General features: G+C 68.2%; 13 protein-coding genes. 9 read left to right on the forward strand and 4 right to left on the reverse strand.

Annotation, left to right across the window (positions count from 1 at the left end; all coding sequences use genetic code 11):
- Positions 1-149: 149 nt before the first annotated feature.
- Complete coding sequence (locus tag IHE47_RS17860) at positions 150-512, reverse strand: hypothetical protein (RefSeq protein WP_255523490.1); 363 nt, start codon at positions 510-512, stop codon at positions 150-152.
- Between the two features lie 42 nt (positions 513-554).
- On the opposite strand from IHE47_RS17860, the gene IHE47_RS09830 reads away from it, so the two are divergent.
- The 3 genes from IHE47_RS09830 (at position 555) to IHE47_RS09840 (ending at position 2135) form a co-directional block, all read left to right on the forward strand.
- Positions 555-1016 carry a DUF4265 domain-containing protein gene (locus IHE47_RS09830; RefSeq protein ID WP_192105733.1) on the forward strand — a complete coding sequence of 154 codons (462 nt, stop codon included), beginning with the start codon at positions 555-557 and terminating at the stop codon, positions 1014-1016.
- Between the two features lie 67 nt (positions 1017-1083).
- Positions 1084-1464: a hypothetical protein gene (locus tag IHE47_RS09835; protein WP_192105734.1), complete on the forward strand. Its 381-nt coding sequence runs from the start codon at positions 1084-1086 to the stop codon at positions 1462-1464.
- Positions 1461-2135 (forward strand): hypothetical protein, encoded by a 675-nt coding sequence (locus IHE47_RS09840; protein ID WP_192105735.1) that lies wholly within the window; start codon positions 1461-1463, stop codon positions 2133-2135. Before IHE47_RS09835 ends, IHE47_RS09840 begins: the two co-directional genes overlap by 4 nt.
- Positions 2136-2280: 145 nt before the next feature.
- Here the strand turns inward: IHE47_RS09840 and tldD are convergent, their stop codons facing one another.
- From tldD to rng, 3 genes are all read right to left on the reverse strand, one after another.
- Complete coding sequence (gene tldD / locus IHE47_RS09845) at positions 2281-3720, reverse strand: metalloprotease TldD (protein ID WP_192105736.1); 1440 nt, start codon at positions 3718-3720, stop codon at positions 2281-2283.
- Between the two features lie 186 nt (positions 3721-3906).
- Entirely contained in the window at positions 3907-7848 is a 3942-nt protein-coding gene (locus IHE47_RS09850; RefSeq protein ID WP_192105737.1) for a YhdP family protein, read from the reverse strand.
- 153 nt (positions 7849-8001) lie between these two features.
- A complete protein-coding gene (rng, locus tag IHE47_RS09855) occupies positions 8002-9480 on the reverse strand; it encodes a ribonuclease G (protein ID WP_192105738.1) in 1479 nt (492 codons plus the stop codon).
- A gap of 146 nt (positions 9481-9626) precedes the next feature.
- Here rng and IHE47_RS09860 point away from each other — a divergent pair, with 146 nt between their 5' ends.
- From IHE47_RS09860 to IHE47_RS09885, 6 genes are all read left to right on the forward strand, one after another.
- Positions 9627-10292, forward strand: coding sequence for a response regulator transcription factor (locus IHE47_RS09860; protein ID WP_192105739.1), 666 nt, complete (start codon positions 9627-9629; stop codon positions 10290-10292).
- Positions 10293-11091: 799 nt separating this feature from the next.
- A complete protein-coding gene (locus IHE47_RS09865) occupies positions 11092-12462 on the forward strand; it encodes a HAMP domain-containing sensor histidine kinase (RefSeq protein WP_192105740.1) in 1371 nt (456 codons plus the stop codon).
- A gap of 5 nt (positions 12463-12467) precedes the next feature.
- A complete protein-coding gene (locus IHE47_RS09870; protein ID WP_192106070.1) occupies positions 12468-13157 on the forward strand; it encodes an ATP-binding protein in 690 nt (229 codons plus the stop codon).
- The gene (locus IHE47_RS09875; RefSeq protein ID WP_192105741.1) at positions 13141-13650 is read left to right on the forward strand and encodes a mismatch-specific DNA-glycosylase; all 510 of its coding nucleotides are present in this window, start codon (positions 13141-13143) and stop codon (positions 13648-13650) included. The genes IHE47_RS09870 and IHE47_RS09875 overlap by 17 nt, the downstream gene beginning before the upstream one ends.
- 655 nt (positions 13651-14305) lie before the next feature.
- Positions 14306-15685 carry a TolC family protein gene (locus IHE47_RS09880; RefSeq protein ID WP_192105742.1) on the forward strand — a complete coding sequence of 460 codons (1380 nt, stop codon included), beginning with the start codon at positions 14306-14308 and terminating at the stop codon, positions 15683-15685.
- On the forward strand, positions 15682-16803 hold the full coding sequence (locus tag IHE47_RS09885; protein ID WP_192105743.1) for an efflux RND transporter periplasmic adaptor subunit: 1122 nt from the start codon (positions 15682-15684) through the stop codon (positions 16801-16803). Before IHE47_RS09880 ends, IHE47_RS09885 begins: the two co-directional genes overlap by 4 nt.
- Positions 16804-16810: the final 7 nt, after the last annotated feature.

Genomic DNA, 16810 nt, shown 5'->3' on the forward strand with positions numbered 1-16810 from the left:
TGGGTGGTCCACTGGCACCCGCTCGTCCACCGACACATACGAGAACATGCCCAGTTGCTGGATGTCGGCTCCGCGCACGGAAACGGCCTGATGATTGATGAGGGCTATGATTGTCGCCGGTGCGGGGTTTCTCAACAGCCTGTTAGGCTTCAATTAGCAATCGAATTTAAGTTAGCTCTATGACACCAGCGCAAGAGATCGCCCGAAAGAAACAGCTTGTGTCCGCTGCCAAGGCTCTGTTGTCCTTGCAAGTAGGCATCAGCATCGGCTGCGTGCGCATAAACAAGGTTCTCATATGGCTGGCGCTTCAAGACGATGAACGGTATCGCATCTTTCATCAATTCACGCGGGCAACTCTTGGCCTTCCTATTGGCAACGAGCGCCTGCTTTGGGCACATCCGGCGCTGTTGGAGCATGATGCAAAGCTCGCGAAAATTGAGGCGGAGTACAGGCCAAAGCTTCTCAGTGCTTGCATCGCCATCATCGGCGAGTATGGCTAACATCTCATTCAAGGCGGACGGCTTCGCCGCCGCTTAACTCCAGCGTCATGCCCTATGAGCAATGATCCAACAGCGAAAGTCTTGTTCCGTGTCCCAGACGAGGAGGGAGGCGCAACTGTCGAGACACTTTGGGCGACTCCAGTCGGGAATGACCAATACAAACTGGACAATTCCCCTTTCTATGCTTATGGAGTCTCTTGGGAAGACACGGTATTCGCGCCGTTCGACACACAAGAAGGCATGGCTACGTTCCAATCAGTTGTGGCGCGCTCTGGCAATCGAACCATCCGCATCATCTTCGATCCACCGATTTCTTCCGGCAACGCTTCCGACTTGGTGCTTCAAAATCTTGTCGCACTTGGCTGCAGCTATGAGGGAGCCAATCGTAGTTACATCTCGCTCAACATCCCGTCTTCCGTGGATCTTCGGCGTGTCCACTCGTATCTCATCGAAGTTGACGCGCAGTGGGAGCAGGCAGATCCAACGTATGACTCAATGTTCCCAAGTGAGGCATAACATCTCGTTCAAGGCGGACGGCTTCGCCGCCGCTTAACTCCAGCGTTCAGGGGCCATGATGAATTACATGCCAACCGTCTATGTGATCTTGGCGGCTGCAACCTTGTTCATCACGAGCGCCGCAAGGTACATCAGCCTGAGGCGTGTGGTGACACGTCTAAAACAAATCAATATGTCCAAATGGGTCGAGATGGGTAGCCCGGAGCCCACATTCTTCAGCCGATTCAGTGACTACACCACTTGGCAACCGACAAATTTGCGCGCACCAGACGCTCTGCACACCGAATTATCAATGTGGCTGACTGAGCGTGACTACGAACGCCTGCACGACGTCGAGATCACTTTGAATGCCAACCGATACAGGCTTCTTGGCAACCTGCAACTTGCAATCAGCCTCATCTTTGTTTGCGCGTTTCTCTATTTTCGATTCGTGCAGAGACCAACATGAGCTCATCATTCCGCACCATCGTCATCGGCGGCACCGGGCAAGTCGGCGGGTCCGTGGTGCAGGCTTTGCTCGCGACGGCCGAGTGCCGCGAAATCGTGATGGTCACGCGCCGGCCGATCACGCCGGCTGACCCGGCGCGGATGCGCAACGTGGTGATGGACACCGGCGCCGCGGATTTCGAGGCGCGGGTTTCCGACCTGGCGCGGGAGGTGGTCGCATCGGGCGATCGCGTGACCGCGATCAGTTGCGTCGGCGTCGGCAGTGGCACGGCGCAATGGAGCGAAGAACAGCTCAAGCAACTGGAAGTCGGCGTGGTCGGCGGCTTTGCCCGTGGCGTGCGCGCGGCGGGCATCACGCAGTTCTGCCTGCTGTCGGCGGTCGGGGCCGCATCGCGAAGCCGGATCAAATACGTCCGCGTCATGGGCTTGAAGGAGGAGGCGGTACAGGCCGCGGATTTCCCGCGGCTGGCGATCTTCCGCCCCGGCATCATCGTCGGCAACGCGCACACCCCGGCCTGGGCCGGCTGGCTCGGCAAGCTGGTGCCGGGCCCATGGGGCAATATCGGTCAACGCGATATCGGCAAGGCTTTCGTGGCGGAAATCGTGAAGAACGGCACGCAAGCCGGCGTCGCGTTTTTCGACAACCGGGCGATGCGTCGCCTGTTCGGCTGACCGGGCACGCAAGCAGCCTCGACGCAGGCCCTTCGACTTCGCTGCGCTACGCTCAGGGCGAACGGTTCTATCAACAAGACGACAGGTGGACCGGGCGTGGTTTTCGTCCGATGTCTTCGGAAACACGCGCAGCTTGCGTCGGCGATTACGCCGCCGTCCCGCCCACCGTCATCGCATCGATCTTCAACGTGGGCTGGCCCACGCCCACCGGCACGCTCTGGCCGTCCTTGCCGCAGATGCCCACGCCCTCGTCGAGCTTCATGTCATTGCCGATCATGGAGACGCGGGTGAGCACGTCGGGGCCGCTGCCGATCAGTGTGGCGCCCTTCACCGGCGCGGTGATCCTGCCGTCCTCGATCAGGTAGGCCTCGCTGGCGGAGAACACGAACTTGCCGTTGGTGATGTCGACCTGGCCGCCACCGAAGTTCGGTGCGTACAGGCCCTTCTTCACCGAGCGGATGATTTCCTCCGGATCGTGGCTGCCGCTGCGCATGTAGGTGTTGGTCATGCGCGGCATCGGCAGCGCGGTGAAGGATTCGCGGCGGCCGTTGCCGGTGGGCGCCATGCCCATCAGGCGCGCGTTGAGCTTGTCCTGCATGTAGCCCTTGAGGATGCCGTCCTCGATCAGCACGGTGCAGTTGGTCGGCGTGCCTTCGTCATCCACGCTGAGCGAGCCGCGGCGGCCGGGCAGCGTGCCGTCGTCGACCACGGTGACGCCGGGCGCGGCCACGCGCTGGCCGAGGCGGCCGGCGAAGGCGGAGCTGCCCTTGCGGTTGAAGTCGCCTTCCAGGCCGTGGCCGATCGCCTCGTGCAGCAGCACGCCGGGCCAGCCGGGGCCGAGCACCACGGTCATCTGGCCGGCGGGTGCGTCGACGGAGTCGAGGTTCACCAGCGCCTGGCGCACCGCCTCGTCGGCGAAGGCCAGCGCGCGGCCGTTGTCGATCAGCTCGCGGTAGCCGTAGCGGCCGCCGCCGCCGGCATAGCCCTGCTCGCGGCGGCCGTTGGCCTCGGCGATCACCTGCACGTTGAGGCGCACCAGCGGGCGCACGTCGGCGGCCAGCGTGCCGTCGGAGGCGGCGATCAGTACGGTGTCGATGGTGGCGGCAATGCTCACGATGACCTGGGTGATGCGCGGGTCGCGCGAGCGCGCATACGCGTCCACCTCGCGCAGCAGGGCGATCTTGTCGGGGTTGGGCAGGCTTTCCACCGGGTCGATCGCGGGATACAGCTGCCGTGTGTTACCCAGCGCCAGCGGCTGGCCGGCGCCGCGGCCGTCCTGCGCGATGGCGCGCGCGGCCTTCGAGGCGTCCAGCAGCTGCGGCAGCACGATCTCGTCGGAATAGGCGAAGCCGGTCTTCTCGCCTGAGATCGCGCGCACGCCCACGCCCTGCTCGATGGAATGGCTGCCGTCCTTGACGATGCCCTCCTCCAGCGTCCACGACTCGCTGCGCGAATGCTGGAAATACAGGTCGGCGGCATCGATCGACGGCCCCATCAACTGCGCGAACACGCGCTCGAGGTCGCCTGTGGCGAGTCCACCGGGGGTGAGCAGCCGGCTCTGGGCCTGGGCAAGCAAGGAATCCATGGGGCGTCGTTTGTTGGCGAATGAGACGGCAAGAATGGGGGCGCAACGCGGGAAATGAAAGCCATGCCACCGCACTGCCCCCCTCTCCCATTCATGGGAGAGGGGCCGGGGGAGAGGGCGCGGTGCGGCGATGCAGGCAAAAGCCCCTCTCCCCAACCCCTCTCCCACAAAGTGGGAGAGGGGCTTTCAATGCTGCGTCGAGGATGCCGCGGCCGGCACCTGCAACTCGTCGCGCAACGGCATCGTGATGGCCGGGCTGGACGACGATGCGGCGGGCAGCAGCGGCGGCGTGGTGACCGTGGTGGCAGCGGCGGGCACCTCGTTCTTTTCCACCAGGGTCATCACCGGTTTGTCCCAGCTGCCGGTGACGTGGTAGCGGTAACGCGCGCTGGCGAGCTTGTTGAGGCCATGGCCCAGCAGGCCTTGCACGGCCAGGCCGGCGGCGGCGCCCACCGGACCGGCCACCACCGCGCCGATCACCGGCAAGCTGTTGCCGATGTGCGGGACGACCTGCACGTACTGGTCGTAGTCCTTGGCGCGCAGGCCGGTGCGTCCGCTGATGCTGATCTGCACGGCCGGCCCCTTGATGGCCAGGTTGGCGGTGGTGGCGTTGCCGTCGGCGAGCTGGAAATCGCCCTTGATCGAGTCGAAGCCCAGGCCCTTGCCGAACACGTCGCCGAAGTCCAGCGTCAACCGTCGCGGCAGTTCGGCCAGCGAGACCAGGCCGAACAGGCGCCCCACGCCGGGCGCCAGTTCGGGGATGCGGCCGTCGCTGACGTCGACGGCCAGCGTGCCGGTGGCATTGGCGAGGCTGAAGGCGGAGGGCGGGCCGGGCCAGCTGGCATCCAGCTGGTCTTCCGTCTTGCCGCCGTTGACGAGGCCGGTGTAGCCGAACGCGGCGAGCATCTTGCCGAGGTCGTCGGCGGCGAAGCCGATGCGCATGCGCGTGTGGCTGTTGGTCGGCGTGCCGTTCCAGTCGCCGCTGCCGGTGATCTGCACGCTGGGCGACAGCGCGCGCAACTGGTCGATGTGCATGCCTTGCGCGGTGGGCCAGGTTTCCAGCCTGGCTTCGCCCAGCCTGGCGTCGCCGAAGCTCAGCTCGCCCACCCACAGGTGGAACGGCGGCAGCGCGGCGGGATTGATGCCGGTGTTGGCGGGATCCTCGACGGGCTGGTTGGCAGCCAGCTTGCCGGTCGGTGCGGGCGGGTTGGGCCAGTGCAGGTGCGCGAGGCGCGCGGTGATGCCGCGCTTGCCCAGGTCGCTGTCGGGCACGGTGAAGCGGCCGGCCATCGCCGCGCCATCCACGTCCACCTGCAGATGGTCGACCGCCGGCGTGGCCTGCAAGGTCATCGCACCCAGCGGATGGCCGAACCATTCGGCGTGATCGGTGCCCACGTCCACACTTTCCAGCGCGGGGCCGCCCCCCGTGCCATTCGTGCCGCCTGCGGCGCCGCTGCTGCCCGCGCTGAGCGCGACGGCCTGCTGCACCCAGCCGGTGACGTCGAGCCTGGCCGCGTGGCCGCGGATGCGCAGGCCCTGCGCCGGCAGCTCGGTGGGCATCTGCGTACCGAACGCCAGCGTGCCGGCCAGCGGCCTGCTGCCATCCGCCAGGCGCAGGTGGCCGCGCGCCTGCTCGCCCAGCGCCACCTTGAGGTCGGCGCCGTTCACCGGCAATGCCAGCACCAGGTGCAACGGCAATGCCGCGGTGGCGTCCTTCTTCAGCGGCATCGGCACGTTCAGCGCCATGCCGGTGAGGCTGGAGTCGATGGTGAGGGTCTGCGCCAGCGCGCCGCCACCCGCCGGCGTGACGAGGTCGAAGCCGATGTCGAATACGCTGCGGCCCTCGCCCAGCGGCGCGAGCCAGTCCAGCGAGGGATAGCCGTCGGTGATGTCGGCAAGGCTGTAGATGCCGCTCAGTTTCGCCGCCAGCACGGTATCCGGGTCGCCGGTGGCACCGGCGATGGCCAGGTCCAGCGTGGACGGCTGGCCATGCGCCGTGCCGTTCAACGGGCCGGCATGGAAGCCCTTGCCGTCGAACGTGGCCGGGCCGTCGAGCTTGTCGAGCCTGAGGTTCCAGTCCTCGTCGCTCACGTCCACGCCGTTCAACTGCGCATTGCCGGCCAACTGGAAATTCTGCGGCGCGCCCAGCGGCAACGAGAGGTGGAAACCGAAGCTGCCGCTGCCGCCCAGCTTCAGCTTGGCCAGCTGGTCGGCCTGCTTGCTGGCGATGGGGCTCTTCAGCACGAAGCCGAGCAGGTCGGCGCCGCTGCCGTTGCCATCGACGTTGAGGTCCAGCGTGCCATTGGCGAATTCGGGGATCAGCGCCACCACCTTGTCGGCCTTCACGCCCAGCGACTGGCCGCCGTCGGCCTGCACCAGCATGCCGCTGTCGACGAAGCTGGCGATGGCGTGGACGCCGGTGGCCTCGGGCCAGTCGGGCGCGTAGCGGAAGCCCAGGCCGCTGATCTCGGCGCGTGCCTCGAAGCGTCCTTCGTTGTGGTGGAACGGCCAGTCCTTGAGGTCGCCGCGCACCAGCGCCTCGGCGTGGTCGATGCTGCCGTCGACCAGGGCGCGATCCAGCCACGCCACGGTGGGCGGCGGCATCACGTCGACCGGCCAGAACAGCTTGGCGGCGGTGACGTCGGCATGCGCGAGGCCGACATAGACGTCGAGGAAGGGCGGGCCGCCGGCGTCGTGCAGCCGGATCTCGCCGCGCGCCTGGCCACCGTAGCCCTGGCCCTCGAAATCCAGCGCATCGACGCCGACATGCCAGTCGTCGTCCGCATGCCAGAACGCCAGCGTGCCGGCCAGTTTCGGCATGACGAAGGGCTGCCGGAACACGTGCGTGGCGCGCACCGTGGTCGCCTGCGCGGGCAGTTCCAGCGATACCGCCTCGCCATCGCCGCGCAGCGTGCCGGCCAGGCCGTCCACGCCGGGCAGCGCGCCGACCGGATCGATGGCTAGGCCGCTGAAGCTGGCCTGCAGCCGGGCCAGCCCGCCGGCTTGCGACCAGGCCAGCGAGGCGTCGTCGAACCTGCCACGCGGATGCCCGTCGCCCAGCCATGCCGCCAATGCGGGCGGCAGCTTCGGGGCGAGGCCCAGCCACGGCAGCAACGGCGCGATCTGCAGGTCGCGCGCGGCCGCCTGCACCGAGAGCCGCGGCGTGCCGGGGTCGTGCAGCCACACCGCCAGCGCGCTGCGGTCGTCGCCGGCCCAGCGCAGTTCGTAACCGTCGGCGCCACGCGTGAATTCGGCCTCGCCGTGCAGCGCGGGCACGTCGATGCTGCCATTCGCGCCGGCGATGCGCACGCCGTCGAGATCGAAGCGGCTGAGGTTGCGCACCACCTTGCCCTGCTTCCAGTCCAGCCACGCGGCCATGCTGCCGCTGCCGCCCTGCACGGCATAGCCGCCCAGGTCCACGCCCGCGAACAGCGCGGCGAGGTCCAGCCGTTGCCCGGACAGCCACAGCTTCCCGCTGCTGCCGTCGTCGCGGAAATCCCCCGCGCCGCGCAGCACCCCCGGCGCGCCCTCGCGGCGCAGCAGCGCGCCCACGCGGATATGGCGGCCCCGCCGGCTCAGGCGCAACTGGTCGGCGATCAGGCTGTAATGCTTGCCGCTGGCTTCCTCGGTAATGTTCAGCCGCAGGTCGTCCAGCCGCATTTCCACCGAGAGCCGGCCGAAGCCGGGCTGCTGCGAGCTGCCGCCGGTACCGAGGCCGTCGACGTGCCAGGCACCGTCCTTGCCACGGCTGAGGTCGAGCTGCAGGCCGCGCGTACGCAGGTTCACCAGGTGCCGCGTGGGCAGCCAGCCGCCGAAATCGACCTGCAGTTCGGATTCGGGAATGTGCACCGGCTTGCCGCTGCCGCCCGGCGGCACGCCCACGGTGACGTCGCGCAGCACGAACAACGGGCCGGAGCCGTTCCAGCCGCTTTTCAGCGAAGCGAAACTGATCGGGCGTTCCAGCTTGGAGGACAACTCGCGCGCCACCCATTCGGGATGCCGTGCCACCAGCGGCACCAGCAATTGCGCCAGCGCCATCAGCACGGCCAGCGCGATCACCGCACTGCCGGCGACCCAGCCCAGCGCGCGCGCGCCAAGGTGCAGCCGCCGCTGCCAGGCGGCCTTCATCAAGGCACGTCACTCCCCGCTCCCGTTTGCGGGAGCGGGGTCGGGGAAGCGGGCTGCCCTGGCATTACCGCCAGCCCGCGCCCTCTCCCGGCCGGTGCCACCCTCTCCCGCAGGCGGGAGCGGGACCCACCAGGCAGCGTCCGCGGCAGCGCTTTAAAGCAAAACCACATCAAACTGTTCCTGCGAATAATGTTCCTCGGCCTGGAAGCGTATGCTCTTGGAGATGAACTCCTCCAGTTCGGCCACCGCGGCGGACTCCTCCTCCAGGATGCGGCCGACCACGGCGGAATTGGCCATCACCAGCAGCTTCTCGGCGTTGAACTGGCGCACCGCGCGGGTGATCTCGCGGAAGATCTCGTAGGTCACCGTCTCGGCGGTCTTCAGCGTGCCGCGCCCGCCGCAGGCCGGGCACGGCTCGCACAGCTGGCGCTCCAGGCTCTCGGTGGTGCGCTTGCGGGTCATCTCGACCAGGCCCAGCGAGGACATCGGGTACACCGTGGTCTTGGCGTGGTCGCGCGCCAGACCCTTGGCCAGCATGCGCAGCACCTGGCGCTTGTGCTCCTCGTCGACCATGTCGATGAAGTCGATGATGATGATGCCGCCCAGGTTGCGCAGCCTGAGCTGGCGCGCCGCCGCCTGCGCTGCCTCCAGGTTGGTGCGGTAGACGGTTTCCTCGAGGTTGCGCGTGCCGAGGTAGGCGCCGGTGTTGACGTCGATGGTGGTCATCGCCTCGGTCTGGTCGACCACCAGGTAGCCGCCCGACTTCAGCGGCACCTCCTTCTTCAGCGCGTGCTGGATCTCGTCCTCCACGCTGTACAGGTCGAAGATCGGCCGCTCGCCATCGTAGTGCTCCACCCGGTCGTCGAGGCTGGGCATGAACTTGTGCACGAACTTGACCACCTTGTCGAAGGTCTCGCGCGAATCCACGCGCACCTTCTCGATGCCGTCGGTGAGCATGTCGCGCAGGCTGCGCAGCGGCAGCGAGAGCTCCTCGTACACGCGCTCGCCTACCTTGGTCTTGGCGATGTTCTCCTGCACCACGCGCCAGACCTTGCCGAGGTAGGTCACGTCGAAGGCCAGCGATTCGGTGCTCTGCCCCTCCGCGTTGGTGCGCACGATGTAGCCCAGCGGGTTCTCGCCGACCAGGCTGCCCATCACCTCGCGCAGGCGCGTGCGCTCGGCCTCGTCCTCGATGCGCGCGGAAATGCCCATGGTGTGCGCATACGGCAGCAGCACCAGGTAGCGCGAGGGGATCGACAGGTGCGCCGACAGGCGCGCGCCCTTGCTGCCGATGGGATCCTTCACCACCTGCACCACGACCTCCTGGCCCTCGTGCACCAGCTCGCTGATCGACGGCGTGTGGCCGTTGCCGTGGCCGTTGCCCTCGGCGCCCTCCGGCAGCGCGGGGCGCACGATGTCCGAGGCGTGCAGGAAGGCCGCGCGGTCCAGCCCGATCTCCACGAACGCGGCCTGCATGCCCGGCATCACCCGCTGCACCCGGCCCTTGTAGATGTTGCCCACGTAGCCGCGCTTCGAGGCGCGCTCGACATGCACCTCCTGCAACATGCCGTTCTCGACCACGCCCACCCGCGTCTCGCGCGGGGTCACGTTGATCAGGATCTCTTCGCTCACTGCGTAACTCCCCGAATAGAAAGCCTTTATAGCGGTTGCCTGGCACAACTGTCGATGCGCGGCGCAGGGTGCAAAGAACCGAATGTTTTGCTAAGCCCGAACGGCGACAATGGAGTCCCTGCCCCGACCTGAACCATGGATCCGGCATGAAATTGCTGCTGGTGGAAGACTCCGAACGCCTGCGCCAGACCCTGCGACACGGCCTGCTGGGCGCGGGTTTCACCGTGGACGCCGCCGCCGATGGCGTGGAAGCCTGCGGCTTCCTCGCCGGCTACGACTACGAGCTGGTGGTGCTGGACCTGATGCTGCCGCGGCTGGACGGCATCAGCGTGCTGCGCAGCCTGCCCTCCAGCGGGCGCCGGCCGCGCGTGCTGGTGCTGTCCGCCCGCGACCAGGTGCCCGACCGCATCGAGGCGCTGAACGCCGGCGCCGACGACTACCTGGTCAAGCCCTTCGCCTTCGACGAACTGGTGGCCCGTCTGCACGCGCTGTCGCGCCGCCCGCAGCAAGCCCAGCCCGACGTGCTCAGCCATGGCGCGCTGAGCTGGGATCCGCGCTCGCACAGCACCAGCGTCGACGGCCGGCCGCTGGCGCTGACGCCGCGCGAGTTCGCCGTGCTCGGCCTGCTGCTGCGCCATCGCGGCCGCGCCTTCAGCCGGCAGGAGATCCTCGACCGTACGGCGGGGAGCGACACTGAGGTATCGGACCGCAGCGTGGAGGTGCTGGTGTTCGGCCTGCGTCGCAAGCTGGATGCGGCGGGCGTGCCCGGCCTGATCGAAACGCGGCGTGGCGCGGGGTATTTGATCCCGTGAGGACGCTCCCTTGCCCGCTCGCACCCATTCTCCCCTCGCCCGCTTGCGGGAGAGGGGCTGGGGGAGAGGGCGCTTTTACTTTGGCTGTGTTATCGCAAGGGACAGAGCGGTTTCGTCCGCCTGTCGGCGGCCGAGTTACTTCTCCTTTGCTTGTCCAAAGGAGAAGTAACCAAGAGGAAACGACACCCCGATGGCGCGCCCTCCGGGCCTCCTGCCCTACGGGTGCGCGGGTGGGCTGCGGGGTTTTTCGACGGGACTCCTGTCCCGGCGAAAAACTGGCCCGCATCCATGCGGGCCACCCTACGGGCTTTCCTCCGCCCACCCGCCGCGCCATAGGGGCCCCGGAAGAGCAGCGCGCTCCCAGCGCGCAGAAGCAACAGCCAGAGCAAGGCGAAGCGCTGCAAGTTTGCGGTGCTTTGGCTTTTGCTTCTGGCGCACACGATGCGCGCCTGCTTTTCCAGGGGCCCCTCGGCGGCGGTGAGGTGGGGACGAAAAGGCCGCGCAGCGGGCGAGCCCATGGATGGGCTCGCCTTTTCGCGCGGGCAGGAGCCCGCTCGAAAAGCCCGGCCCCGCCTCACGGACTTGCCGGGCAGGAAGCCCGGCAAGCGCCGCCGCGGGGTGGCCTTCTCTTTTGGTCACTTTTCTCTTGGCCACGCAAGAGAAAAGTAACTCGGCCGCCGACAGGCGGACGAAACCGCTCTGTCCCTTGCGATAACACAGCAAAAGCCCCTCTCCCCCAACCCCTCTCCCGCAAGCGGGAGAGGGGAGATGGGCTCGCGCCCACGAAGCAAAGCCGAGCATGAAGCCCGCCTCCCTCTCCGCCCGCGTCACCGTGCTGCTGGCCATCGTCTGCCTGCTGGTGCTGGGCGGCGGCGCCAAGCTGATGGACTGGCGCATCGACCACGAGCTGGCCAGCCGTTTCCACCAGAACCTGCTCGAACAGGCCCGTGCGCTCGGCACCATGCTCGCGCAGGAACAGGCCACGCCTTCCGGCCACGTCGTCGCCGGTCCGGCCGGCGCCGATGCCTGGTACGACCTCCGTTGCGACGGCGCCCCGCCGCAGCGCAGCGACCCGCCGCCGCCGGCCGTGCCGGAGGGCTGGCCCGACAACGTGGACGCAAAGCCGCGCTACGCCCGGCTCGGCCACCACCAGCACCATCTGGACACGGTGCGGCTGAGCTTCGCCCGTCCCGGCAGCGCGGCACCGGCCACCTGCCGCCTGCTGTTCGTGCAGGATCGCCACTCGCTGGACGAACTGATGCTGGCGTTCGACTGGATCCTCGCGCTGGGCCCGCTGCTCGCCGCCGTCATCGCGCTGATCGCCGTGCCGCTGGTGGTGCGCCGCGGCCTGCGGCCGATGAGCGCGCTGGTGAATCACATGGGCGGGATCGGCCCGAACGCCCCCGGCCAGCGCCTTGCGCCCATCGGCCTGAAGGAGCTCGACCCGCTGGTGGCGCGCTTCAACGACGTGCTGGCCCGCATGGACGACGGCCTGGCGCGCGAACGCCAGTTCGCCAGCGGCCTGGCCCACGAGACGCGCACCCGCCTCGCCGAGCTGCGCGCGCTGGCCGAGGTGGAGGCGCGCTATCCCAGCGGCCGCAGCCTGCCCGACCTGCTGGCTGAGATCGGCAGCATCGGCGCGGAGCTGGAAGCCACCGTCACCGCCCTGCTCCTGCTCACCCGCCTGCAGTCCGGGCTGGAACAGCCGCAGTGGCAGCAACTGGCGCTGGCGCCGTGGCTGGAGCGCCAGTTGCAACGCCAGCACGCCACCATCGCCGCGCGCGGCATCGCGCTGGTGAGCAAGGGGACGCCTCCCGCCCAGCTGTGCACCGATCCCGCCTTGCTGGAGGTGATCGTCGGCAACCTGCTGGGCAACGCCTGCGCCTACGCCCCCGAGAGCGACACCGTGCGGCTCGTCGTCGACGCGCGCGGCCTCGCCATCGACAACGCCGCGTTCGGCCTCACCGACGCCGACCTCGCCAGCTTCGGCCAGCGCTTCTGGCGCAAGCAACTGCCCCACGCGGGACACGCCGGGCTCGGCCTCGCGCTCACCGCCGCCGCCGCGCGGGCGCTGGGCATGGCGCTGGACTTCAGCCTCGATCCGCAGCAGCGTCTGCACGCCACCCTCGATTGGCAGGCAGCCGTCACCCGGGAAACCTCCACGCCATGAGCGACATGCCCACCCCCATCCTGCTCGCCTGGAGCGGCGGCAAGGATTGCCTGATGGCGCTGCAGCGCCTGCAAGCCGATCCGCGCTGGCGCGTCGTCGGCCTGCTCACCACGATCAACCGCAACTACCAGCGCATCGCCATGCACGGCGTGCGGCACGACGTGCTGCAGGCGCAGGTGGCCGCGCTCGGCCTGCCGCTGCTGGAAGTGCTGCTGGATTGGCCCGGCAGCAACGAAGCCTACGAAGCCGCGCATGCGCAGGCCCTGGTCGAGGCGCGCATGCGCTGGCCCGGCATCCGCCACTGCGCGTTCGGCGACCTGTTCCTCGAAGACGTGCGCGACTACCGCGTGCGCCAGCTCGGCCGCGACAACTGGCGCGCGGTGTTCCCGCTATGGGGCGAGGACACCGCCGCGCTGTCGCGCCGCTTCGTGGCCGAAAGCCATCGCGCCATGCTGTGCTGCGTGGACACGCAGCAACTCGACGCTGCGTTCAGCGGCCGCGCCTACGACGCCGCCCTGCTCGACGCGCTGCCCGCCGGCGTCGATCCCTGCGGCGAGCGTGGCGAGTTCCACACGCTGAGCTGCGGCGGCCCGCTGTTCCGCCAGCCGCTCAGGCTCAAGCGCGGTGAATCCGTGCTGCGCGACGGCCGCTTCCAGTTCACCGACTTCCTGCTGGACGATGCCGCGCAAGGCTGACCATGTCCTGCCCGATGTGCTGCAGCCCGGCCTCGCGCTGGTGTTCTGCGGCACCGCCGCCGGCAAGCGCTCCGCCGCCGAGCAGGCCTACTACGCACATCCCGGCAACCTGTTCTGGCGCGCGCTGCATGAAGCCGGCATCACTCCGCGCCAGCTCGCACCCGCCGAGTTTCCGCTGCTGCCGCAGTTCGGCATCGGCCTCACCGATCTTGCCAAGCGCCACAGCGGCAATGACGACGAACTCCCGCCCGGCGCATTCGACGTACCTGCCTTGCGCGCGAAGATCCTACGCCACGCGCCGCGCGTGATTGCCTTCACCAGCAAGAACGCGGCACGTGCGGCGTTGGGACATGCCGTTTCGTATGGTTTGCAGGAAGAGTGCATTGGCACGACACGCGTGTTCGTGTTGCCTTCGCCTTCGGGGCAGGCGCGGGGGCATTGGGATATCGGGCCTTGGCGTGCATTGGGTGTGTTGTATCGCCAATCGCTTTGACTCCCCTCTCCCATTCATGGGAGAGGGGTTGGGGGAGAAGGGCGGGTGCTCGCGACAACCTTTCATCTCCGCACTTTGGCTCGCCTGCGGCGGGCTTTCGATCGCCTGCCGGCGCTCGAGCCACCTTTCTTTGCTGGCCCAAAGAAAGGTGGCCCAAAGAAATGGCCTTGCTTGATCCGCCGGAATTACAAGCAGGCTATTTCGAGGATGCTGGAATCACATCCCGCGACACGCCCACTACCGCCGCCATGCCGCGCCGTATCTGGAGGCTGAGGAACCGAATCTCGCGGCGCCCCGCTTTTCGCTTTGCTTCTGCGCGCAGGAGCGCGCTGCTCTACCCGGGGCCCCTCGGCGACGGTGAGGCGTGGACGACAAGGCCGCGCAGCGGGCGAGTCCACGGATGGACTCGCCTTTTCGACCGGACAGGAGTCCGGCCGAAAAGCCCGGCCACGCCTCACGGACTTTTCGCCCACGGAGGGGCGAAAAGCGTCGCCGCGGGGTGGCCTCTCTTTTGGTTACTTTTCTCTGGCCACGCAGAGAAAAGTAACTCGGGCCGCGACAGCGGCTCGAAACCGCTCTGAAACTTGCGAAGCAAACACACCCAAACCCCCACCGATAAGAAAGCCCTAAGCGCCCCCCGGCAAGCTCCCATCCCATGATCCCCGTCGCACGCCCGCGCCTCCGCATCACCCTGCTCGCCACGGCAGCCCTGCTGTGCGGCTGCGCCACCTATCACCCGTTGCCTCTGGGCAACGGCGAAGGCGCCGCCAGTGCCGTGCAACTCAGCGTGCCGGCCAGCACCATGCCCGTGCCGGAATTGGCGAGCCATCGCTTCGATCCCGCCGATGGCCTCGACGTCACCGAGGTGGCGATGCTGGCGGTGGCGAACAATCCCGACCTCAGGACGCAGCGTGACGGCCTGGGCATTGCGCGCGCGCAGGCTTTCGCCGCGGGCCTGCTGCCCGATCCGCAACTGAGCTTCGGCGAGGATCTGCCGCATGGCGATGGCGGCGAGAGCGGTGTCACCAGGGCCTACAGCCTCGGCATCGCCGAGGACGTCAGTTCCATCCTGCTGCGTTCCTCGCGCAAGCACGCGGCGAACGCACAGGCCGAGCAGGTGAACCTCGACCTGTTGTGGGCGGAATGGCAGACCATCGCGCAGGCGCGGCTGCTGTTCATGCAGGTGCAAGGCCTGCGCACGCAGCAGGCCGAACTCGATGCCGAGCAGAAGGCGCTGGCGCCGGTGGACCAGGCGGTGCAAGCTGCGACCCGCGCAGGCAACCTGAGCTATGACGGCGCCAGCGCCGGCCTCAACGCGATGGCCGATGCTCGCAAGCAGGCGTCGGACAACGCGGTGGCGTTGCACCAGGCGGAAAGCGATCTGCGCCAGTTGCTGGGTCTCGCACCCGCCGCGCCACTGGACCTGGTGGGCCAGCCGTATCAAGCCGACCCCGATACCACGCAGTTGCAAGCGGCGCTGGCCGACCTGCCGCAGCGCCGTCCCGACCTGCTCGCATTGCAGGCCGGCTATCGCGCGCAGGAGGCGACCTTGCGCGGCGCCATCCTCGCGCAGTTCCCCGCGATCAGCGTCGGGCTCAACAACGCGCGCGACAACACCGGCATCAAGTCCAGCGGTTTCACCATCAACCTCAGCCTTCCGCTGTTCGACCGCAACCGCGGCAACATCGCAATCGAGACGGCCACGCGCCAGCAGTTGAAGGACGATTACGAGGCGCGCCTGCTCGCCACGCGCACCGACATGCTGCGTCTCGCCGCCGACCTGCAGACGCTGGATGCGCAGCTGCAGGCGCAAACCGCACACGCGAAGCAACTCGACGCCGCGCGCGATGCCGCGCAGCAAGCGTGGCGGCAAGGCCTGATCGACTGGCCGACCTATCTCTCGATCCGCGGCAGCGCGCTCGCCGCCGACACCGACCTGATCGCGCTGCGGCAATCCCGTTCCGCCACCGCCATTGCCCTGGAGGCCCTGCTGGGCCGCACGGATTTCGTCATGCAACGGACGTCCAAACCATGAAGCGAATCATGCTCGCGCGCTGCGCTGCGCTGGCCGCCACGATCCTGTTGCTGGCCGCCTGCGGCGGCAAGGGCGGCAATGACGACGACCAGGGCGGCGACGCCAAGGGCGTGGCGCTGGTCAGCACGGTGATGCCGGTGCAACAGCGCTTCCACGACAGTGTGGAAGCGTGGGGCAGCGCCACGGCCGATCCGCACCACGCACGCACGATCAGCCTCGCGCATGGCGGGCAAGTGGTCGCGCTGAAGGTGAGCGCGGGGCAGACCGTGAAGCGCGGCGACGCGCTGCTGTCGATCACGCCCGACCCGACCGCGCGCAGTGCATACCAGCAGGCGCAGAGCACGCTGACCCTGGCCAGCGGCGAGTTGCAGCGCACCGAGCAGATGGCGGCGCAGCATCTGGCCACGCAGTCCCAGGTCGCCGCCGCACGCAAGGCCCTGTCCGATGCGCAATCCGCACTCGCGGCGCAGCAGGCGCTGGGCGGCGGCACCGCGCAGGAGACCGTGAGCGCGCCGGACGATGGCGTGGTCGCCAGCGTGTCGGTGGCGCTGGGCGACCGCTTCGCCGCGAATGCGCCGTTGCTGGGTTTCATGCCCGCACATGCGCTGGTTGCCGAACTGGGCGTGCAGCCCGACGCCGGCGCGCAGCTGCATGCCGGCATGCCGGTGCAATTGCATGGTGTGTACGGCAATGCCAAGCCCTTCGCCGGCACGTTGACGATGGTGGGCAGCGCGATCGATCCGCAGACCCACCTGCTGCCGCTGCAGGCGGAGATCGCCGCGGGCGCCGGCGCAACGTTGGTTGCCGGTGCCGCACTCGACGCCACGATCCAGAGCGACGACTACACCGCGTGGGCCGTGCCGCGCGCCGCCGTGCTGAACGACGAGCAAGGCGACTACCTGTTCCAGCTCGACCACGACAAGGCACATCGCGTGGACGTGCAACTGCGCCAGCCGGAAGGCGACACCGTCGGCGTGCTCGGCAAGCTGGACGCGAAGCTGCCGGTGATCGTGCAGGGCGCCTACGAAGTGGACGACGGCGCGGCCGTGCGCACTGGCGACGGCAAGGCCAACGACAAGGCCGATGACGGCAAGGCCGCCGGCGAGGGCAAGCCGTGATCGTTGC

Origin of the sequence: Rhodanobacter sp. DHB23, assembly GCF_014842975.1 — a bacterium.
Taxonomy (GTDB): domain Bacteria; phylum Pseudomonadota; class Gammaproteobacteria; order Xanthomonadales; family Rhodanobacteraceae; genus Rhodanobacter_A.